This window comes from Candidatus Protochlamydia sp. R18 (assembly GCF_000648255.1).
In the GTDB taxonomy this organism is placed as follows: domain Bacteria; phylum Chlamydiota; class Chlamydiia; order Chlamydiales; family Parachlamydiaceae; genus Protochlamydia; species Protochlamydia amoebophila.
Genome location: NZ_BASL01000771.1, coordinates 1 through 22224 on the forward strand (window position 1 = coordinate 1; position 22224 = coordinate 22224).

At 36.5% G+C, this 22224-nt stretch carries 11 protein-coding genes and 1 pseudogene; 2 read left to right on the top strand and 10 right to left on the bottom strand.

Features of this window, described 5'->3' with window-relative positions:
• Positions 1 to 5288: RHS repeat-associated core domain-containing protein (locus tag TY19_RS10220; RefSeq protein WP_042282288.1), on the bottom strand; the 5288-nt coding region annotated here is incomplete at its 3' end.
• A 366-nt stretch (positions 5289 to 5654) separates the two neighbouring features.
• Between TY19_RS10220 and ispG the strand changes: the two genes are divergently transcribed.
• Complete coding sequence (ispG, locus tag TY19_RS10225) at positions 5655 to 7619, top strand: (E)-4-hydroxy-3-methylbut-2-enyl-diphosphate synthase (RefSeq protein WP_042282293.1); 1965 nt, start codon at positions 5655 to 5657, stop codon at positions 7617 to 7619.
• 15 nt (positions 7620 to 7634) lie between these two features.
• Here ispG and TY19_RS10230 read toward each other — a convergent pair whose 3' ends face one another.
• From TY19_RS10230 to TY19_RS19690, 3 genes and pseudogenes are all read right to left on the bottom strand, one after another.
• The gene (locus TY19_RS10230) at positions 7635 to 8219 is read right to left on the bottom strand and encodes a cob(I)yrinic acid a,c-diamide adenosyltransferase (protein WP_042282295.1); all 585 of its coding nucleotides are present in this window, start codon (positions 8217 to 8219) and stop codon (positions 7635 to 7637) included.
• A 41-nt stretch (positions 8220 to 8260) separates the two neighbouring features.
• The gene (locus TY19_RS10235) at positions 8261 to 9796 is read right to left on the bottom strand and encodes a transglutaminase family protein (protein WP_079979303.1); all 1536 of its coding nucleotides are present in this window, start codon (positions 9794 to 9796) and stop codon (positions 8261 to 8263) included.
• 176 nt (positions 9797 to 9972) lie between these two features.
• A pseudogene (locus TY19_RS19690) lies at positions 9973 to 10108 on the bottom strand (IS1 family transposase); the annotation flags it as partial.
• Positions 10109 to 10813: 705 nt separating this feature from the next.
• Between TY19_RS19690 and TY19_RS10240 the strand changes: the two are divergent.
• Entirely contained in the window at positions 10814 to 12961 is a 2148-nt protein-coding gene (locus TY19_RS10240; RefSeq protein WP_042282297.1) for a BTB/POZ domain-containing protein, read from the top strand.
• Between the two features lie 1102 nt (positions 12962 to 14063).
• Here TY19_RS10240 and TY19_RS10245 read toward each other — a convergent pair.
• The 6 genes from TY19_RS10245 to sctU form a co-directional block, all read right to left on the bottom strand.
• The gene (locus TY19_RS10245; RefSeq protein WP_042282299.1) at positions 14064 to 15647 is read right to left on the bottom strand and encodes a 4-alpha-glucanotransferase; all 1584 of its coding nucleotides are present in this window, start codon (positions 15645 to 15647) and stop codon (positions 14064 to 14066) included.
• Entirely contained in the window at positions 15644 to 16102 is a 459-nt protein-coding gene (locus TY19_RS10250; RefSeq protein WP_042282301.1) for a CesT family type III secretion system chaperone, read from the bottom strand. Before TY19_RS10250 ends, TY19_RS10245 begins: the two co-directional genes overlap by 4 nt.
• Positions 16103 to 16116: 14 nt before the next feature.
• On the bottom strand, positions 16117 to 16467 hold the full coding sequence (locus tag TY19_RS10255; RefSeq protein WP_011175297.1) for a hypothetical protein: 351 nt from the start codon (positions 16465 to 16467) through the stop codon (positions 16117 to 16119).
• A 150-nt stretch (positions 16468 to 16617) separates the two neighbouring features.
• Entirely contained in the window at positions 16618 to 17703 is a 1086-nt protein-coding gene (locus TY19_RS10260; protein WP_042282302.1) for a hypothetical protein, read from the bottom strand.
• Between the two features lie 32 nt (positions 17704 to 17735).
• On the bottom strand, positions 17736 to 19907 hold the full coding sequence (gene sctV, locus TY19_RS10265) for a type III secretion system export apparatus subunit SctV (RefSeq protein ID WP_039357725.1): 2172 nt from the start codon (positions 19905 to 19907) through the stop codon (positions 17736 to 17738).
• A 40-nt stretch (positions 19908 to 19947) separates the two neighbouring features.
• Positions 19948 to 21021 (bottom strand): type III secretion system export apparatus subunit SctU, encoded by a 1074-nt coding sequence (sctU, locus tag TY19_RS10270; protein WP_042282303.1) that lies wholly within the window; start codon positions 21019 to 21021, stop codon positions 19948 to 19950.
• Positions 21022 to 22224: the final 1203 nt, after the last annotated feature.

Genomic DNA, 22224 nt, shown 5'->3' on the forward strand with positions numbered 1-22224 from the left:
GGAGCAACGGCCAGGACATGAATTTTTTGTCTTAATTCTGGCGGATAGTCCATTAAAGCATTTCGAACATAAACAGCAGCTCGGCTATGGCAAACCATTAAAATTTTTCCTTCAGGAGTATCTTTGAAAAATTCATTCCAAGATCTATGTAGTATTCGCACAGATTCATAAGCAACGTTGTTTATTAAAGCTTGTTTATAGTGGTAAAAATCACTAAACATCCCTTGGGAAGCAGAGTATACCCCAAGTACATTATGGTTAGCAAGTAAACCAAGATGGCCAAGGCTACTAAGATGATCTTGACGGCTATTATTCACACCATTCATAAACATTAAGAGTTTCCCTTGAGTCATCTTTAAGTTATAGGGCATATTGGTTAAAGGATTTTTAAAGTCATTTAAATTATATACTGCAGATCGATTATAATAAATAGCATCAGGAATTTCAGAATCTGAATGGAAAAATTCATAATCTCCTTCAGATTCACAAAATTTATGATTCACAACACTGTTTAGTGGGTCGTTATTTAGGTACTGATACACATTACTTGCAACAAAGCCAGGAATTCCAAATGCACCATAGTCGCACAAAGCCATTGTATAATCAAACGTGGTATCTAATAAACCTGAAAAGGAGAATAGCCCAAATTGATCAAAGTAGATCAGAGGGCTATGATGCACATAGGCGTAGAGGTTAGGACCGTCTTCAAAGCCGGAAGGATCAGCTGTGACCCAGCGACCGAGGTTGGGATCATAATATCGAAGACCAAATGCGACAAATCCTGTCTCGGGATCAAATCGTTTGTTAGCATAACGCCAAGGATTTCTAACCTGAGATTCTTTAATCTCTTTTCCTTTCGCATTAAGGATTTGAATTTCTCCAAAAGCAGAATAGCGATAAGTTTCAATCAGTTGCCCTTGTAAAGACTGTAACCCGCTAATTTGACCGAACAGATCGCGAATGGGGACATAGACTTGATCATTTAGTTCAATGGCAACAGGGGGATACTTTTCACCTTTCCCAAGAATTTTTAATTCAGTGATTTTTCCTTTAACGATAGCCCCAATTTCTTCCTGTCCTTGATGAAAGTACATCTCTTCTTTGACACCTTTTTTACTCAAGCGTCGATTAAAAGGATCGTAAGAGTAAGAAATTGTTTTTTGTTTGGATGTCACTGATCGGAGACGGTCAAGGGCATCGTAGGTGTAAATGGTTTTTTCTGAGCCCGTTTGTTTCTCAATTAAATTTCCATTGGGATCATAGAGATAGGTTTCCTCTCCTCTTTTTAAAAGTTGATTGAGGGAATTGTATGTGTGTTCTTGATCATCTTTAAGTAAGCGATTCGAGAGGGAATCACATTGGTATTTATGATTAGCATGTCCTTTTTCACTTTGTAATTGATAGAAATCATCATAAGTATAAGAAGAAATTTTGCCATCGGTTTCATAGCTGAGCAGATTGCCGACTTCATCATACCCTTCACTTGAAATTGTTTGTTTAAAAAAAGGGGAGGCGACACCGATACATCGATCTAAAGAATCATATTGATAATGAACAAGACCATTTTCTCCTGGGGGTTGGGATTTAATTGGTGCACCTTGTAGATTGTGTTCTAAATCTTTATGCGTATAAGAGTACTTTTCGTTCACTAAACGATGAACAGCTTTTAAATCGACTGCGCTGAACTGATATTCAATCGCTGTTTGATCAGGTAGGGTGATAAGAATAGCTCTGCCAAGGCGATCGTATTGATAAGCAAGAATTAATCCATTTCCGAGTTTTTCTTGAATCATGCGTCCCATTTGATCATACAAACGCTCAGTAGAGCTTTCTGTAACATGGTCGACGACTTTTTTTACCAGTCCATTTAATGTATATTCATAATCGTAATCAATAGATCCATCAGAAGATTTTAATGTTTTTAAATAGCCAAATGAATCGTAGGTGTGAGATAAAATGGCTCCATCAGGTTTTGTGGTAGAAATTTTTTGACCTCGTTGATTATAGAGGTAATGAGTGATTTTTTGTTCGGGTGTATAAGCTGCTTCTGCAAGCATGATTAATTGATTATTTTCGTTATAGCTGAAAAGGGTTTCGATGGAATGCGTTGTTTTTCCATCCACCATCACATGGTCAATGCGTTTTGCTTGATTGCCATTCAAATCGTAATAAAATTGTTGGTGAGAAATTTCTATTCCAAAAGGAGTTTTTCGCTTTTCGCTAACTAATCGATTCGCGTTGTCATAGGTAAGAATTGTCTGATAACCTCGGGCATCTGTTGTGGTAGCTTGCAAGACGCGTTGATTATAATGGTTTAAGTAGTAAGGATTATAAGCTGTGTGCGTCGTCTGACCAAGTGCATTGGTAATTTTTATCACATTTTGATGGGCATCATAAGTTGTTTTTGTGACTTGTTCACCCGCCTTAACAACAATTTTATTTCCTTTCGCATTGTAAGTATATTGGTTGCATTGATAGAGTTGATTTTGAGCATCTTCTAGCCTATCTTCAATAATACGATTGAGCCAATCATAGACTTTAATGGTACGTCGATAATTTGATTCATCAATCCATTCTTTAGTTTCAATTTCTCGTCCCAAACTATCGTAAAAATACTCTGTCATTTGCTCTTCTTTAATTTGAGAGACTAGGCGACCCGCAAAATCATAATGATAATGGGTGACGATTCCTTCTTTATCTATATAGGTCAAGGGGTGGAAAGCATTATACGACCAATGCTGTGCACAAAGAAGGTTTCCTTCTGCAGCATAAGTGGATTCGGTTAGAATTCTTCCTTGATAATCTTTTTCATAGTGCGTGCGTATGCCAGAGCGTTCAGTTTTTTGAATGAGAGTTCCATCTAGTAAATAAAGATATTGTTCGGATGATCCATCGGGATAGTGGGCAAGAATAGGCTGACCGCGAATGTTATATTGAATTTTGGTTTGCAACCCTTTAGCATCTGTTACACAAGTTGGAAGACCGATAAGATTATATTCTCTATGAATAACGGGAGAAACAATTTCTCCAGCTTCATTTTCTATCTCGGGTAAATGTATGGCAATTTGGCGACCAAGATCGTCAAATTCAAAGGTAGTTTCTTGTCCATAAGGATCGGTTGTGGCGATACATTGATTTAAATAATTATAGCGGTGCTTGGTCGCAAAATAGCTACCATCCGTATGCTTTTCTTCTTGCAAAACGAGACGATTGGAATAGTCGTAAGTATTATGTAAAGAAAATTGAGAACCCGGCTCTTCTTGGAAGATGAGATTATTATATTCATCATATTTTTTAGAAGTGACTTCCCCCAAAGGATTAATCTCTTTGGTGCAGTTTCCATGGCCGTCATATTCCCAACTTTTTGAATAACAAAAATCGCCTTGGTTATCATAAGTGTCTTCTTTTGCAAGATAACCTTCCAGGGTGTAATAATAAACAACTCTGTTAAGCAATACTTCTTGTTTGGATTGCAAATCCAAATACATATGATCTACTCGTTCTGGCAAATGTACAAGTGTATGCTGCCTTGGGTAAAAGTGAGTAATAAAGCGTTTTGTTAAACCTGTTAAATCGTATTCTAATAATCCTTTCCCATCATCAATCACTTTTTTAATGATGACATGATTTTGGTCATAAGTATAAAACTCTCTTTTTTGTACGATTTGATCAACAACAATGAGCTTAGCGGCTAAAAGATCGCTTCTTGGATAATAATGATAGACGGTAACAACGCCATTACTATCTGTTTCTGTCAAAAGATGATTTAATCCGTCTTCTGAATACGTACAAACTTTTTTTTCTTTTTCACAACCATTATTAATAGGAATATGATGTTTATCAAGCTGAAGTTGAGGGGTTGGCATTCCTGTCAAACATCCCCACAATTCCTTTTTTTTAATGTTTCCACGTTCATCGTATTTAAAATATCTCGCTTGATGCGTATTTCCTTGACCATCTTTTAGATATTTACAAGTGAGATTTCCTTCATTCGAGGAACCCTCTTTCCCCCATACAAAACCTTCTTTACTAAATAAGTGATAATCGGAAGTGCCTTGATATTTTCGAATTTGTTCTAGGCGGTGTTCTTTTGTGAAGCAATAAGTTGTTTTATGAGAGTAGGCATCATAAACATCTGTTTTCCCTTCTTGAAGCTCGTTATTATCCTCTTTGATATCGTATACAAAGCGATGAGTTGTAATAGCTTTATCATCTGGTCCAACGGGTGCTTTTAATTGTCGTACACGATCGATGCGATAATCATTTTTATCTTCAATACAAATGGCAGGAAGAGCGTTATTAAATTGATAAAGATGCTTGTTTTTGTAGTAGCTAATATCTAAAAATTGCTTATCAGCAATTTTCTTTTTTGACATCAGGAGGAAATCAGATGAATCTCTTTTGACATATTCATAGCTTTCGTGAGGAAATCTAGGTTTTTCAACATCTTTTACATATAAAATAGTGTCATTAGAATAATTTTTAACTGTTTGTCGAGTAAAACTATATTTGACCACTTGGTTGTCGCTGGTTTGAAGATGAAGACGCTTACCAACTTGATCAAATCGAATCGTACTAAATATTCGTTGTGTTTTAGCGTTTAAACACTTAATAATATGGAGTCTTCCGAATACATCTTTGGAATGGACATATTCTAAACGAATGCCATTTGGTTTGGTTTCACTCGACTGAAGGTAATTAATGTCTCCTAGCGGGGCCTTATAGCGCTGAATATGTTTAACAACTCCCGCTCCTGTTTTGATTGAAAATTGTTCATCACCAGGATACGTTGTCACTTGGTAATTATTGACATTTGTTCGTCCACTAATTTCATTTCCTGCTCCGTTAGTCAGCCCTTTAGGACGAATCATTTTAAATAGGCATTTCTTTTTGTCACCTTCTAGGATAGGAGAATGAATATAAGTTAAAGTGGACCCACTCGTTGGAAAAAGTTGGCAATAACTTACCTCTCTTTGCTCGTATACTCCATGCGAAAAATAGAGCATATCGCGATGATTGGACCACCAACTTATCCCAAATCTTTCTTGGGTACTTAAACTACAGTAAGAACGACTAAAAATTAAGGGTTCAGGTCCTGGAACTACAACGTCCACACTTTGGTCGACCAACTGTCCGCTAATGGCGCAAACCATTCCCCCTACAAGACTTGAAGGGAGCCCTTCTGTCGTTGCAACTGATTCAATGGCTGGAATAGAATCATTGTTGTTTGCTGTCAGCGGTTGCAGGCAAAGAATAAAGTTCAACAGTATATATATTATCCAACGCATAAAGTTGCCTTAAAAAAAGTTCTGATTTGAATTTAAAAATAGGCACCTACATTAATGAGATTAGTGGAGGTTTGTCAAATTATTTTTTTATTAAACTCATTTTAGATGATGCATTAAGCTCTGCTATTTCAAAATGAATTAGCAGCTTTCATAAAATTTTTTCACTAGCAGCAACAAAATTTTGAAAGTTTTTTGGATAGTTAAAGTGGCAAAAAGATCTAAGGTATTTTTTTTAAAATTTCATTAAGCTTGCTTACCTTATGCTGAAAGTTTCTCTTGGGATAAAGTCATTGGCATTTTGGCCAACTTCTGTTATATTTTTTTTCTTAGAGAACCAAAAGTTTTAATCTTGAAAGGTTGTTCGTCATGGTCCAAAAAAAATATTGTGAGGCGATTCATCAAACAGAGAGGCGCCCGACGCGCGTTGTTAATGTGGGAAATGTTGGCATTGGAGGCAACCATCCTATTCGTATCCAATCCATGACAACATCTAGTACAAGAGATGTGGAAGCGACAATTGAACAAGTCATCCGTTTGGCTGATCAGGGATGCGAAATTGTTCGCGTGACAGTCCAGGGAATTAAAGAAGCGGATGCGTGTGAACATATCAAAAAGGGGTTGATTAAACGTGGTTATCAAATTCCTCTTGTGGCGGATATCCATTTTTATCCTCCTGCAGCCATGCGTGTTGTGGATTTTGTAGACAAAGTACGCATTAATCCGGGAAATTTTGTCGATAAACGTGCGAGCTTTAAGCAAATTGTTTATGATGATGAGTCTTATGCCAGAGAAATTGAGAGGATTGAAGAAAAATTTACTCCCTTAGTGGAAAAGTGTAAACGGTTAAACCGTGCTATGAGAATTGGAACCAATCATGGCTCGTTATCCGATCGAATTATGAACCGCTATGGAGATACTCCTTTTGGAATGGTCGAGTCAGCTCTGGAATTTGCTCGCATTTGTCGAAAAAATGATTATCATAACTTTCTTTTTTCTATGAAAGCTTCGAATCCACAAGTCATGATTCAAGCTTATCGTTTATTGACGCAAGCCATGTATACATTAGAGTGGGATTATCCCTTACACTTAGGTGTGACAGAAGCGGGGGAAGGGGAAGATGGGCGAATCAAATCTGCGATGGGAATTGGATCTCTTTTGATTGATGGAATTGGGGATACCATTCGTGTTTCGTTAACAGAAGATCCTTGGCACGAGATAAATCCTTGCCAACGATTGATTAAACTGGCTTCTGCTTATCAACGTCAAGGTGTGGCTCCTTTTATAGAAAATTATCGTCAGATAGAAGCAATCGAACGACGTCAAGTGCATTTATCTTCAACCGTTCCCATGCATCGTGACGGAACAGTTTTTATTTCGTTACCGATTAACATGCTTAAAGAGGCTTCTCTCTATCAACAAATTGGTTGTGAAGGCCCTTTTGGGAAACCTAAATTAAAGACTTCCACAGCAGATAATTTAGTTTTAAAAAATCCAAGTTCTGGCTCTGAAGAAAAACGGCAGCTTCAAATTTTAAAAGATTTAGGAATAGGCCTTTTTTCAAAAGATCCTTTTGAAATGAGTTTGGTTATTCACCCGTTAAAAGGATGGCTCCAGTCCCGTGCAGTGGATTCTTTTGCTTCCCGTTTTTCTTCCTCATGGGCTAAATCCGCTGAGCAGCCCTTGATCATTCAAATAACTGATGAAACTGAAAAAGAGTGGAAAGAAGTGATTTCTTTAAAACCACAATTAATTATTTTATCTCCTTCAACTAATCGCTTACACTATTCAAGACACTTTTTTGAGTGGCTACAGCAAAATCAATTAAATTATCCAGTCATTTTAAACTTCACTTATCAAGGAGAAAATGAAGATACCATTCTTTTAGCTAGTATGGAATGTGGATCCCTTTTATGTGACGGACTTGGAGAAGGAATTTGGTTAGAAGGCCCTTATGATATCCTCTTTCTTCGCCAATTGAGTTTTTCCATTTTACAGGCGGCTCGCCTTCGCATGTCTAAAACTGATTTTATTTCTTGCCCAAGCTGTGGACGAACATTATTTAATCTTCAAGATGTCACTAAACGGATTCAATCTCGTACCTCTCATTTACCGGGCGTTAAAATTGCGATTATGGGATGCATTGTTAACGGGCCGGGGGAAATGGCAGATGCAGATTTTGGGTACGTTGGATCTAAGCCTGGTAAAATCGACCTTTACGTTGGGAAAGAATGCGTGGAAAAAGATATCGATTTTGCAGATGCAGATGACCGTCTTGTCAATTTAATCAGAGCACATGGTCGTTGGATAGAACCTCAAACGGTCCATGCATAACATTCGTCATCGATGTTAATTTAACGATGACCCTTTATGGGATTCCCAGGCAGTTTCAGGCACATTTAAGTGAAAATTAACAAATCTTGACACAACAAATAAATAATCTGATAAACGATTCAAATAAATTAAAATATCTTCTACAACATCGGCCTGTTCATATAGAGGCACGACTAAGCGTTCCGCGCGTCGAATGATACTTCTTGAAAGATGTAAAGCGGCTCCTGCTGAATGACCTCCAGGTAAGATAAAATTTTTAAGAGGAGGTAGCTCAGTTTCCATTTGATCGATCCATTTTTCTACTAACCGAATTTCTTCTTGGTCAAACCGTGTTTTTTCTAATTTTTTTGCATGTTGGCTTGTTCTTGGAGTTGCAAGAGCGGCTCCTACGTCAAACAACGCATGTTGGATCACTTCGAGTTGTTCTTTGATTTGTTGATAAAAAGGCTCTTTAGGAAGAAGAGAAATGGCCATACCAATCGAAGAGTTTCCCTCATCAACGGTACCGAGGGTCTCTATGAAGACATCATTTTTACTAACGCGTTTACCTGTAAATAATGACGTCGTTCCTTTGTCACCTGTACGTGTATAAATTTTCACTGCTGCTACCTCTTATAATAAATGCTCGTTGACGTAGATTATTATTCTGGACATTCTTTGACAAGAGCTTGTCTTAGTTCTTTTAATTGTTTGCAGTCATAAGCTCGTGCTAAAGTGAGTGTCTCTGCTTGCTTTAAATGAATCCATGCTTGCGGATAATCTAAACGTTGTGCCTGAAGAATGGCTAAATAATAATTGACTTCTGGATCGTGAGGATAAAAAGCATCAAGCTCTTTAAGCTTCTCTAAAGCTTTTTCTGCTCGATGTAGCTGCGTCCATGTCATAGCTAATTGTAATAAACCTGCTCGGAAGCGAGGAAATTTATGGATGATTTTTTCTAAAGAGTCTTTTTTTGCTAATAAAGCGGTTCGATTTTCATCCGTTCTTGAAAACAAAATAGCAATGCTTTTGGCGTCTGTCATTCCATTTAAATAATCTTCTGCCACGGTAGACTTGACAACAGCATAATCAGGAATATGATCTTTAATACTCTTAATCAGTTCTAAACCTAATGTTTCGCGGTTTGTCAATAAGCATGTATATCCCATTAACTCTTTCAATAAAGGATCATCTTTGAGATAAGGTTCTGCTTTTTGATAAGCTAAAAAAGCCTGTTCAAATTGTTCTTGCTGCCAATAGACAGAAGCTTGGTTAAAATGAGCCATTCCAATCACTTCTTTATGAGGCCGGTGTTTTAAAGAACGGTTATTGATGCTTAAATATTCCTCGCAATCTAGATGAATTCCTCTTGCCGTTGTTTCAATATTGATCATTTTATCTTTAGAGCGATGACGAATATAGATATGACCAGGAGGAGTGACCATTTCAAGTTGGAGATTTAATCGCTGAGCGAGGCAAAGATACAAGATAGAGACACCCAAACAGACTCCTCGATGAGAATCTAAAACAGAAGGTAAAAATGTATAGACATCAATGTGATTGGCATACAAGGATTGCGGAGGAAATCGAAATCTCATCTCGTCAAAGATCATTTGGTTGGTTGCCTTAATCACTAATTCAGGTGAGGCTTTAGGAGGTAATCGCGCAAGGATTTGAAGCGCAATTAAATCAATCATCGCTTCATAGGTGCGAATACGCAGGGAATCATTTCCAAATTGACTCAAAAATAATCCGCGTGCCAAATCAACCTCTTCAGTTGGTAAAGGCCAGATGTCTTTTTCATTCCAAACAGAATGCCCTTGAAGGTTATAGTGACTTAAACGTTTGGATAGCTTTTCTATTTCATCAAGCTCTTGAGAAGTGAGAGGAACTAGCTCAGTATTTGGTTGTTTATTGACGATATTAATTAGGGCCTGGATAACGGGGCCAGAAAGAGGAATACCATTCAAGCATACATTTTTTTCTTGTTTCCCCGTTAAAAGGTTCCAAGCATCTTGGAGTGCTTTCTGCCCTAAAGGGTGGGAGGGATACAATTCATAAAAAGCCAAATGTTGCGAAACAGAGGTGGGGTTTAGGCTTGTATAAAGAGTTTTAAGTTTTTGATCTGAGGTAGAAGAAACACCTTCTAAATGAAAAAAAATGATTATCAGTAGGCATTGCACATAGAAATTGATCATGATACTCTCTATTAAATCTGCATTCAGAATATCTGGAGTAAAGAGATTTGTTCAAGTTCATAACAGTGCTCAAAGATAACTTTTTGAATCATTCAGTTTCTATAAAAAAGAGTCTTGAATAAGTAATGCATTTTAAGACCTAACTAAAACTCTTTTTTTTCAAAAGCTAGTTAATCCTAAACATGTAATACTCGACGCCGCTTGTAGTCGCAAATGAAATAGTTGATCATACCCATAGGGTTAGTTAACTTCTTCGAAAAAAAAGAGGGTTTTTCTCACAAGTCGAGAGCATCTTTGTCTAAGGGTATTATTATAGTGTTTTAAAATTAAATTTTCATCGTTTTCACAAAATAGTTAAAAAAGAAATTTAATAGCTTCAGCTAATGTTTTGAGTTTTTCCAGATTTGTTTGTCTAGATGAACTAGTTTCACTGGTGCTGGGTTAACGCATTTAACAACTTTAGTGGCTTTAGAGCATTTAGGTCTGTTTGGGTGCAGTAAGCTCACTAAGGCTGGATAGCGCATTTAATATCCTTAGTCGCTTTACAGCATTTAGATCTGAATGGATGTGATCACTCATTGACGTTGGATTAGCAAATTTTAAATTCTTATTAGCTAAACCACATTTGGATCTGCGTTGATACAAAAAATCTCAATGATGCTAGATCAAGAAATATTATTCACTCTGAAAAAACTAATAAAATTTTAAAAATTCTAGTATTGAGCGATAAGTAAAAACGCGCAATCGGAGTGAACAAAGTGTATTCCTATTTTGCTAGATTAGAAACAGCTATTTGCGTGTTTTAAATGCTTGAAATACCACATTTAATCTATTTTCATTTTTTAAGAAGCAATAAATTTTATATTGATCTAAAAATGCAATAAAATCTCCTCAATTATCGATCGATAAAACCAATTCTTGCTTTAAATTTAATTGCATATTTTGCTTTATTAATATTGATATTGTTTTATTTATATAATATAACTGAAGATTATTTAATTAAATTAGAGGATAATTATGTATATTCATAATTCAAGATTTAATCCTAGTCATTTCATTGTCAATACAGATTCTCATACCTACTATCGATCGAACAATCGTTTAAATTTTTCTGAACGAATAAATTTATTATGCAAAAAAATTTTTCAGTCTTCTCTGAACCCATTCTTCAGCTATATCAATAGAGATCAATTTCAATCTCAATGGAGAGAGATTTTTTGGGGGCGAAAGGAGATTGCCACGAATCGTCCAGAATCTGGTTTACCTTTACTAAGTTCGAGTCAAACTTTATGTTTTGTCCCTTCTTCTTACAAACTGAGCTTTCAGGATAAAACTTCTCTAAATATCTCTAGTTCTCACATATCTTTGTTAATAGAAAAATCGCCCTACTTTAAGAGTCTTTGGTCGGGAAATTTCCAAGAAACTCTTCAAGATCCTCTCGATTTGACACAAAAAGAGTTTACTTATCTACTCAATTGCCTGGTGGATGCTAGCTTTAAAGTTCCTTTGGAAGATCTTCCTTCTTTCATTCAATTAGCCGATTATTATCAACTGGCAGAAGTTGTAAAAATTTTAGAAGAGCAGTTGCTTGACGCATATAAATCAGAAGAAGGTGAACTATTTAATTCCACTGAAGACAGCCTAGTAAAATTAAAAGAAGTTTTAAATTTTGCACATCAATATCACTTAGACGCTTTAAAGAATTATCTAGAATTCACAGTCGTGAGTAATTTATTAAATCAGGCGCCTGATTTAACGGAATTTGAAAAAATTTTAAATTACTTCTTAAATGAGATAGAAGAGCTTAATTTTTCAAAGAATGCCGATTTGACCGATGCACATCTCTTAGCGTTAAAAAATTGTGAAAATTTGAAAGTACTTAATCTCCAAGCGTGCCGCAATCTCACGGATGTTGGATTAGCGCATTTAACGCCCTTAATGGCTTTACGGCATTTAAACTTGAGCTATTGTGGAAATTTCACCGATGCTGGATTAGCGCATTTAACGCCTTTAGTGGCTTTGCAGCAGTTGAATCTGCGCTATTGCAGAAAGCTCACTGACAATGGATTAGCGCATTTGACGCCTTTAATAGCTTTACAGCATTTAGATCTGAGTGGGTGCAACCTTACTGACGATGGATTAGCGCATTTGGCAACTTTAATAGCTTTACAGCATTTAGATCTGAGTGAATGCGAGCTCACTGGTGCTGGATTAGCGCATTTGAAATTTTTAGTGGTTTTACAGTATTTAAATCTGAGTGGGAACTATAACTTCACCGACGCTGGATTAGCGCATTTAACGCCCTTAATGGCTTTACAGCATTTAAACTTGAGCTATTGTGGAAATTTCACCGATGCTGGATTAGCGCATTTAACTCCCTTAGCCGCTTTAAAGCATTTAGATCTGGCTGGGTGCGATAAGCTCACTGGTGCTGGATTAGCGCATTTGAAATTTTTAATGGTTTTACAGCATTTAAATCTGAGCCATTGTGGAAAGCTTACTGACGATGGATTAGCACATTTGAAACCCTTAGTGGCTTTACAGCATTTAGATCTGAGTCATTGTGGAAAGCTCACTGGTGCTGGATTAGCGCATTTGAAACTCTTAGTGGCTTTACAGCATTTAAATCTGAGTCATTGTGGAAAGCTTGCTGACGATGGATTAGCGCATTTGAAACTCTTAGTGGCTTTACAGCATTTAAATCTGAGCCATTGTGGAAAGCTTACTGACGATGGATTAGCGCATTTGAAACTCTTAGTGGCTTTACAACATTTAAATCTGAGCCATTGTGGAAAGCTTACTGACGATGGATTAGCGCATTTGAAACTCTTAGTGGCTTTACAGCATTTAAATCTGAGCCATTGTGGAAATCTCACGGACGATGGATTAGCGCATTTGAAACTCTTAGTGGCTTTACAGCATTTAAACTTGAGCTATTGTGGAAAGCTCACGGACGATGGATTAGTGAATTTGACACCCTTAGCGGCTTTACAGCATTTAAATCTAAACCATTGTGGAAAGCTTACTGACGATGGATTAGCGCATTTGACACCTTTAATAGCTTTACAGCATTTAGATCTGAGTAAATACAATAATCTCACCGATGACGCTGGATTGGCGTATTTAACGTCCTTAGTGGATTTGCAACATTTAGACCTAAGTTGATGCGATAAACTCACTGATGTTGGATTAATGAATTTGACACTCTTAGCGGCTTTAACGCATTTAGTTCGGGATGAATGCGAACTGATCTTGCTTGAAGTGTAATAACAAAGAAAGTCAAATGTGAAATTAGCAAAAAAGCTAGAAAATTTTTTTTAAAATATTTATGCTCATAAAATTTGGTAATTCTAAACATGTCATGCTAACTAAAAATTTTCATTTGACTTTTCTAATGCAAATGGCTTTCTTATAGGAACTTCCTCATACGGAGACCTAAAATGACATTAACATGCCCAAGTTGTAGCTCGACAACTATAAAAAAATGGTCATTTTTATAACGGAAAGCAGAAACACCCATGTCTTAACTGTGGACGTCAGCTTGTCATAAATACTCAAAATAAAAGGATTAATGAAGAGAGGCACTCCTGAATTCGTCAATCTCTTTTCGAACAATTTTCACTAAAAGTTGTCTGCCGCATTTTAATGTTAGCATGCCATGGCTTCTACAATTCATTCATGAAATCATTGGGGAATTCCCAGTAAGCTTGAATGTAACTGTAACGAGTGCAGAGAAGATTCAAGTCGCTGTTATCGAGTTAAATGAGCAATAGAGCTATGGGAAAAATGAGGATAATCAACAATGATTATGGCTTGTTTTGCACTCTGCTACGCGGCAAGTTTTAGCCATGTACGCCCGAAAGCGAACGCGAAAAAGGGCTGAATGTCTGATGGGAAAATTGCCAGAAAACTTAAAATAACCGTCTTTTATATAAATAAATTCTCAGCGTATGATGAAGCCATTCCTTCGATGCAACACCGACTTAGTTGGAAAGAAATTGGGAGAAACAAGTTCTATTAAAAAATTTCAAAACAATTTAGACAAAGATACTCTTGCCTTGTGAGAAAAACCCTCTCCTTCTTGAAGAAATTAACTAACCCTATTGATATGATCAACTATTTCATTTGCAACTACAGTCGGCATCGAGCATTACACGTTTAGGACTACCTAAAGCTAAAAAAAAGCACCTTTATTGATCATTATTAATATTCTAATATATTTATAAATACATGGGTTTAAGGTTAGAGAAATCAACTTAACAACTTATTAAATAATAAGTTGTTGCATAAGATGTGTTAATGCCGGGTGAGAGGTGAGTTCTTCTAAACTTGGTTTGAATCGATAGCTCCAATTTCTTTCAGAGATAATTCCTGGGATATTAATCCGCTCATCTTCTAGGTGAGGCCAAGTCAGACCAGGAATAAGAGCCAAATATTCTTGTAAAAGATTAATATGAAATAAACTGCTTGTGTGATGGCTGTCCCATAAAATTTCTTTTTGGTATTCACGATTTAAATAAGGGTGGTAAGACCAGCCCTTAAGTTGAGCGAAGACTTGAGCTTCTAAAGGAAAAGATTGCCACCACTGTTGTAAGGTTTCGCTGTCATGAGTTGAAACAGTTGTCATGCTATGTTCTGGATATTCTTGAGGGAGAAGAAAACGGCCATTATCTTTCCAAAGTCGTTCCCAACGCATGACACGGGTTCCACAAATGCCAAGTGCGCTTAAACATTCTCTGACCCGATCAGGGACTGCACCAAGGTCTTCTCCAATAGGAAGCATTTCACATTCTTTGAGCATAACACACATAATGCGTTGTCCATGATCGACCCAAGTTGCTTCATCAGAAGGAATAAACTCTCCTTGTCGACTCGTTAAACTGCGGCGAATAGACCAAATGCGGAAAAAACCAATAATATGGTCGATACGATAAATATGATAATAGCGACAAGACCAATTTAAACGATCTATCCACCAACGGTAATTTTCCTGAGCGAGGGCTTCCCAATTGTAAATTGGGAAGCCCCAATTTTGCCCTTCACTACTGTACATATCAGGAGGAGCTCCGGCCGAAAATTCTAAATCAAATAGAGATCTATATAACCAAACATCAGCGCTATCTCGATCAATCAAAATAGGAATATCACCCATGAGATAAACGCTATGTCGATCGGCATATGCCTTCACAGATTTAAGCTGTTGATCACAAAGATATTGAATGAGGCAGTGAAAATCGACTTCGGATTGATGCTCGGCATATACTTTTTCTAACAATTCTGGCGTGGGAGATTGATCAACAATGGGCCAACTTTCCCAATTCGACCATTGATATTGAGACTTTAAAGTTTTAAAAACAGCATATCCCTTTAACCAGGCATTGTTTTGAACAAATGCTTGGTAAGCTTGGCTATTTAAAATCAAAGAACCGGCTTGTTCATAATAATGGCGTAAAAAACGTTCTTTATTTTCACGCACAAGCTTATAGTCAACGCGTTGATGGTTGGATAATTTAGGAACAGCTTTTAATTCATCATGCAAAGAGGGAAATTCTTCTAAATGTGGTAAAGCATGTAACCCTAAATAGAGGGGACTTAAAGCAAAGGCTGATAGGGCACTGTAGGGACTGGTTCCAAGACCGCTATCATTCAAAGGGAGGAGCTGAATTAAATCAAAATTGATCGACTTACACCAATCGATTAAAAGAAAAAGGTCTGTAAATTCCCCAATTCCGCATGATTGAGAGGAATGAACACTAAATAAGGGAACATTGATTCCATGATGGTGCTTGATACCGATTCTCTCCCACTGTTTAGCCGCAAGAGAATGAAGTAAGAAAGTAGGATCTATCATCTTTGATAACCAAATGGAGGTGCAGGAGGAGTATTGGTAATTTCTGTAATATAGGGAACATTTCCTTGATTGAGAGCATCGGACCAAATTTTCGCTTTGGCAACAAAAGGTGAAAGAATGCTTTCAATTTTGTTTTGGTCTAACTGATAAGGATCAATTAAAGTATATAAAATTAAATTACTGGATTTATGGCTTAAGCCAAAAATTCCGCTCGAAGGGGGATAAAAATCATTCGCTTTTAAAGCTTCTTTGACCACTTCATGAAGGAATCGCCCTAACGGGAGTGTGGCTATACGGCAGCCAATTAATAACTTTCCTTCTCGATTAAGTTCAATTTGGATATTCACTCCAATTCCCATTTGAATCAGACAAGATTCATTTTCATCTGCTTTTAATGAACAATTGAAAAAAAGTTCGAATTCTTTCAAAATGGATTCAAACTGACTACTAACCATAGGGATAAAGCTCCTCAACTTTCTTTATCAACGCTTTCTTCAGCTTCTAATGCTTGCTCTTCTAATTCTTCTAATTCATCTTCAAGGTCTTCTAAGGCTTCAATAACGGCTAGATATAAATCATCGCGATGCTGCATAGAACGATAAAGCCTAGGCGACACGGCTTTGATCATATTGCGGATAGAATTTAAAAGCGTGATTTTGGCAAAAACATTTTCGACGGGATCCAAAATGACCGGATCTGTTAAACGAGAAACCAATTGATTCATTTTTTCAGCTGTGGGATAACGCTCTTCTGCAGCATCAAAAAAGAGCTTTCCGATAGATTCAAAGTTGAAGTGAGCTCGAAAGGAATCTCTTTTCATTCGTTATCCGTATGCGTTTCAATTAACCTGAGTTTTAAGTTTACTTAATTTGAAAATCAATTAATTTGTTATATTTTTTTTATTTTTTTCCTTTTTTTGGAAAGAAACATAGAATCTAACAAAATTAAAACTCAGGTTTTCGATATAGTCTTAGGCTGCTGCTCGATTGATAAAGCCTGCTTGATTCATTGTTTTTTCAGCAATCTTGCTTTCTGTTTTGGCACTTATATAGACAAAGGCAACGGCTCTTCTACTTTGTGTAGCGTCAGTATATTGTTGTAGTTGGCTTGGCTCTAGGGTTGGCATATTAGTTGGGTTGAGATTTCCTCCATCCACCGTTTGCACATTGACACGTTTTAATTGATTGCCTAAATGGTGATAAAATGTTTTAAGATCGTTAAATAAACGGGTAGCACCCCCATTTTTTTCATACTCTTTACGGATATTTTGGACATCTTGCGGATTATCTAAAATATCTCGAAGTTCATCTAAAGCTTCTTTTGTAGAACGATCGGAAGCATCAACAACACCACTAGCCAGTCCAATAATTTTTTTTGCCTGCTCAATGGCTTTACTATTTGGTTTGCCATCTGCACCTGGCATATCATAGTAGTCTTTTTTAGCGACTTTAATATGAGCCGCAACTTCTGTCAAGCGTTTGCTATCTTCGCTATCTTTAGGAAGTTTTTCTAATTTTTTTTCAGTCACAAACAACAGAAATTCAAAGGTTTTATCGATCTGTGAACTGTCAGGATCTTTGATTTTTCCACTTTTTGGATCGAAAGTGCGAAGGCGCTCAGTGATATGGTCAATAATTTCTTTAGAAGACATTTTAGGAGTAATACCAGCACCTAAATCTTGAGCAAGAGAACTCAAAATCGCCATTTCTAGGTGATAATTTTTATTATTTCCTTTTCCTAAAAAGTCCCCAGCAAATTGATCAGCTTCTTCTTTACGAACTAAAACAGATTCTTGGACTTCTTTCGCTTTCTCAATTTTTTCTGAGCGAGGGGGAGCAGCAAGTTTTTTGGTTTGTGCTGTCATCCCTGTGCTCGCATTTTCTTCTGCTTCACGAGCGAGTTTTTCTTGAGAAGCTTCTGCCGAATTTTCTTGCAGAGCCAAACTATTTTTTGCAGAGACTTGCTGAGTTGCCTCAAGACTTTCGTCAAAAGCGGCATCTTTTGCAGCAAAGGCAGCATTTGCAGCAGCTGCATTAAAAGATGAAGGAATACTCATGATCCCACCTCCCATCAGAGAGTTTTAAGAATTTAAGAAATCTGGATACGCCCTAAAGGCTGTATGCGGATTTCAGGAACAATCTCTTGGTAAGAAACCACAGAAATATCAGTAAATTCCATTTCAATGAGTTTTCGAACGAATCGTCTCACGTCGATTGCAGTCAAAATAACGGGCGGTTGTCCACCGGGAGGAGGAGGAGATACCGTATTGCGTACACCTTGTAAAATAAGTTGAACAGAATCAGGATCTAGGGCTAAATAAGACCCGGCTGATGTCTGTTTAATGGCACCTCTTACCATATCTTCAATTTCAGGGTCTAAAATATAGACCGATAGAACGGACTGACCCTGAGAATATTTATAGCTAATAAACCTTTTGAGCGATGAACGAACGTATTCTGTCAAAAGAACGGTATCTTTTTCAGTTTGGGCCCACTCACCAAGAGCTTCTAAAATTGTTCTTAAATCTTTGATCGAAATTTGCTCTTGGATCAAACGTTTGAAAATATCTGTCATTTTTTGAAGCGGTATCAAACGTGTGACTTCTTTGACGAGATCGGGAAAAGATTTTTCAACAAACTCTAACATCGATTTAACTTCTTGAATTCCAACAAATTCATTCGCATAATGACGGAAGAAGTAAGATAAATGTAAGATCATCACTTCCAAAGAGCTCCAGTAACGGATTCCAGCTTTATCTAATAACTCTTTGTTTTTTGCATCTACCCAAAGAGAAGGAAGACCTAACGAGTTTTTATAAGAAACGAAAGGAAGATTATAACGTTTAAGATTTTCTTCCGATTCGTTGGTAAGTAGATGATTTTCTAAAACTTTTCCTCGCACAATGGGAACTTCATTTAAGTGAATTGAGTATTCATCTTTATCTAAAATGGGTGAGTCAGTTCGCACATGTACACCAGGAAAACGAACTCCCAAGTCGGCGTAAAGTGCTTGTCTCATTTTAGGAATCATTTGATCGATAAAGCTTGTCCCTTTATTTGCTTTTTGAATTTCTATAGACAACCCTCTACCAACCTCTAATACGACTGGGAGTGTTAATGCATAGCTGTCAACTCCACCCCCAGAGATAACTTTATGACCTCTTACAGAGGTTTCTACTGAAGAATCGCTACCAGCGGCAGACTGAATTGTCCCTCCACCCATGGAACCAACGCTTCCTCCACCTAACAAGGCTTTTTGTTCATTGCTCCATAAAGCATAACCAATCAAACCAAGTGCAGCAGCAGCAATTAGAAAAGGAGGCATCGGAAAACCGGGAACTAAACTCATACCCATCAAAAATGCGGCGGTAATCATGAGAGCTTTAGGTTGTTTTAAAATCTGACCAGAGATTTCAGTCCCTAAATTTTCAACTTTTTCGCTTCCAGAAACACGAGTTGTCACAATACCGGCAGTAATTGAAATTAAAAGAGCGGGAATTTGAGAGATCAATCCATCTCCAATAGATAATAACGCATACGTTTTGGCTGCATCACTTGCTTCCATTTCATTCATGGTCATTCCGATGATCATTCCACCAATAACATTAATTAAAGTAATGACGATACCTGCAATCGCATCTCCTTTAACGAACTTCATTGCCCCGTCCATTGCTCCATATAATTGACTCTCTCTTTGGATGGCTAATCTTTTTTCGCGAGCTTGATTGGAATCCAAAATTCCTGCACGCATGTCTGCGTCGATGCTCATTTGTTTACCTGGCATCGCATCCAATGTAAAACGAGCAGCAACTTCGGCAACTCTTTCCGCCCCTTTTGTGATCACTAAGAACTGAACTAAAGTAATAATTAAGAAGATAACGCCTCCAACGACGAAATTTCCTCCAACGACGAAGTTACCGAACTGGAAAATGATTTCTCCAGCATTAGCGTGTAAAAGAATTTGTCTAGTAGAGGCAATGTTTAATCCTAAGCGGTATAACGTGGTAATCAAAAGCAGAGAAGGAAAAATAGATAAATGAACAGCGCTTGGAATGTAAAGAGCAACCATTAAAAGGGCAATTGAAGAAGAAAGATTAATAGCGATTAAATAGTCAATCACGTGGGGATTGACAGGAAAAATAATCATAACAAGAATACCGATGATTAAAACGGCTAGTGCAATGTCGCTGGATTTCGAAATTGCTTCGAGCGAGCGATCTCCGCCTAATCGAGCTGTAATTCCATCTAGGATTTTACGAATGGCATTCATGTCAGGTTTTTCTCCGATAATTTTTCAAAGCTTATAAGTTTAGAGGCTCGGGGATTTCAGTTCCATCTTTTAAAGAGGCAATCCAACGCATAATTTCTGCTAAGGCTTCATAAGTGTCTTCAGGTACATATTCATAAATTTCTCCTTGTTCCCAGAGAATATGCGCTAAAGTAATATTCCTTAAAACAGGGATGTCATTTTTTTCAGCAATTTTTACAATACGTTCAGCTAAAACATCTTTACCCATTGCTAAGATATAAGGAGCTGCATCCATGTGTCTTTCATAGCCAATTGCGATTGCTAAGTGAGTTGGGTTAGTGACAACTGCTTGGGCACGTTTAACACCACCTGTTGGTCCCTCTTGATAAGCAATTTCTTGCGCAATTTGTCGTCGTTTCCCTTTAATATGCGGGTCACCTTCGCTGTTTTTATATTCTTGTTTGACTTCAAATTTTTCCATCATCATCTCTTTAGCGAATGTTTTCTTTTGGTAGATAAAGTCCGCAACTGCAACAACAATAAAAAATAATCCAACCTTTAATACAACCTCGACTAAAAAAGCATGAAAAACAATTAAAGCGCCAGAAATGGGCATCGACACTGTTTGAATCAAAACCGGGATACTATTATACATCACTTTATAAATCAAATAAGACGCGATAGAAATTTTAATCACGGACTTCAGGAGCTCAACCAGTGTTTTTAATTTAAATTTTGCCTTTAAGTTATCGACGGGGTTGAATTTTTTAATATCGAACTTAAACACTTCAGGTGCAAAAACTGGGCCAACTGTTAAAAATGTAATGGTTACTCCAACTAATGCAACTAAGGCCATAGTGGGGATGCTCGCTAAAAAAATCACTTCGTTGGCTTTATAAAATAAATTAACAATGACGGCGCTTAGTTCCGGCGTATTTACGGAACGGAAAGTTCCAACCAAAAAATTAGCTAATTGATGATAGAGGCTAGAAGCCAGAGCAAGAATGATGGCGACTGAAGCTATAAATGTAAAGGCAGTAGGCAAATCTTGTGATTTCGCGATTTGCCCCTTTTTTTTTGCATCTTTTAGCTTTTTTGGGGTCGCCTTCTCGGTTTTGTCGCCCATATGATTTTATCCTCCGAGAGAAATGGCAATGACAATAAAAATAAACATATATTCCTTCTTATAGTATTATATCCCTATTTTTAACCATTGTCAATGTTGTAAAAAACTAAGTTTAAAAAAATAGATTTATTTTGTTTAAGTTCATCATTCCATTAATTATAAATTTATTATAAAAATCGTTTAAAACATATTCATTTATATTTTAAATAGATAAAGCCATTATGCGAATAATTTATACAATGATTTTTACAAATTAGATCAAGTTATGACGTCTATTTTAAAATCGCTTTCGTTCACAAGCCACACAATCGGAAGTTCAGAAATTAAGCAAAACAGCAAATCAACCTGTATTTCAAGAAAATTTCATGGATAAACTTAAGTGGAAATTTTTAAATAATTATACAGCAGAAATGTCTAAAATTAAAGAAGATAATTTAAATCTGGCGAGAAAATGCCCTTTGTTCCAAGTTCAAAGTTTTTAGATGATTAAGGGAAAAATAAATGATTTATTTTTAAAATAGACAGTCCCGAAATTTGAAAATTTGATGCAGCAATTTGAAGATAAACGAAGAGAAGCATTGCACACAAAAACTTTGCATATTTAGAATGTCTTAGCAAATTTTAACTCTATTTTTAAGGGCGACCTAAAATATTCAATAATACCAATCTTTTTCATATAGATTCTCAATTAAGTGAAAAAAAATGAATTGGATAATTTAAGTGCTTCTCAATGGTTGCCTGTTTTTTAATTGTTTCATTCTGAGAATTCTTTAGTTGAGCTGATCTCTTAGCTTCATTCAAATGAAAAGCAAGTATACAAATAATTAAACTTATTACAGGATGATTAATTTATTAAAACTTAAATAGCTTTCAAACCAATTTTGAAAAGGCAAGTGTGAGTGAATGAAATTAAGCAAATAACGAAATTTTCTACCTCATAAAAGTAAAACTTTTAAGAAATTTTTCTTATTATGTTTAATTAATGAGCCTTTTTTAAAGAATGAATAACCTTTTAATCTATCCGAGTGTACAAACTTATCTACAGAATTCAAAAATTAGAGATGTGTTTTTTAGCCAAATAATATCAAAAAAAACAACCATTTTTCGAGCTACAAAAATCCTAGGTAATTTAACTTTATTTAAATTAACTTATTTTTTAATATAAATTTTTCTGAGATTTTGTTATCATTTGATTTTAATAAA

Coding starts and splice junctions, on each gene's coding strand:
- TY19_RS10260 (WP_042282302.1), bottom strand. CDS start 17,703: ATGAGTATTCCTTCATCTTTTAATGCAGCTGCTGCAAATGCTGCCTTT.
- TY19_RS10245 (WP_042282299.1), bottom strand. CDS start 15,647: ATGATAGATCCTACTTTCTTACTTCATTCTCTTGCGGCTAAACAGTGG.
- TY19_RS10250 (WP_042282301.1), bottom strand. CDS start 16,102: ATGGTTAGTAGTCAGTTTGAATCCATTTTGAAAGAATTCGAACTTTTT.
- TY19_RS10255 (WP_011175297.1), bottom strand. CDS start 16,467: ATGAAAAGAGATTCCTTTCGAGCTCACTTCAACTTTGAATCTATCGGA.
- ispG (WP_042282293.1), top strand. CDS start 5,655: ATGGTCCAAAAAAAATATTGTGAGGCGATTCATCAAACAGAGAGGCGC.
- TY19_RS10235 (WP_079979303.1), bottom strand. CDS start 9,796: ATGATCAATTTCTATGTGCAATGCCTACTGATAATCATTTTTTTTCAT.
- sctU (WP_042282303.1), bottom strand. CDS start 21,021: ATGGGCGACAAAACCGAGAAGGCGACCCCAAAAAAGCTAAAAGATGCA.
- TY19_RS10240 (WP_042282297.1), top strand. CDS start 10,814: ATGTATATTCATAATTCAAGATTTAATCCTAGTCATTTCATTGTCAAT.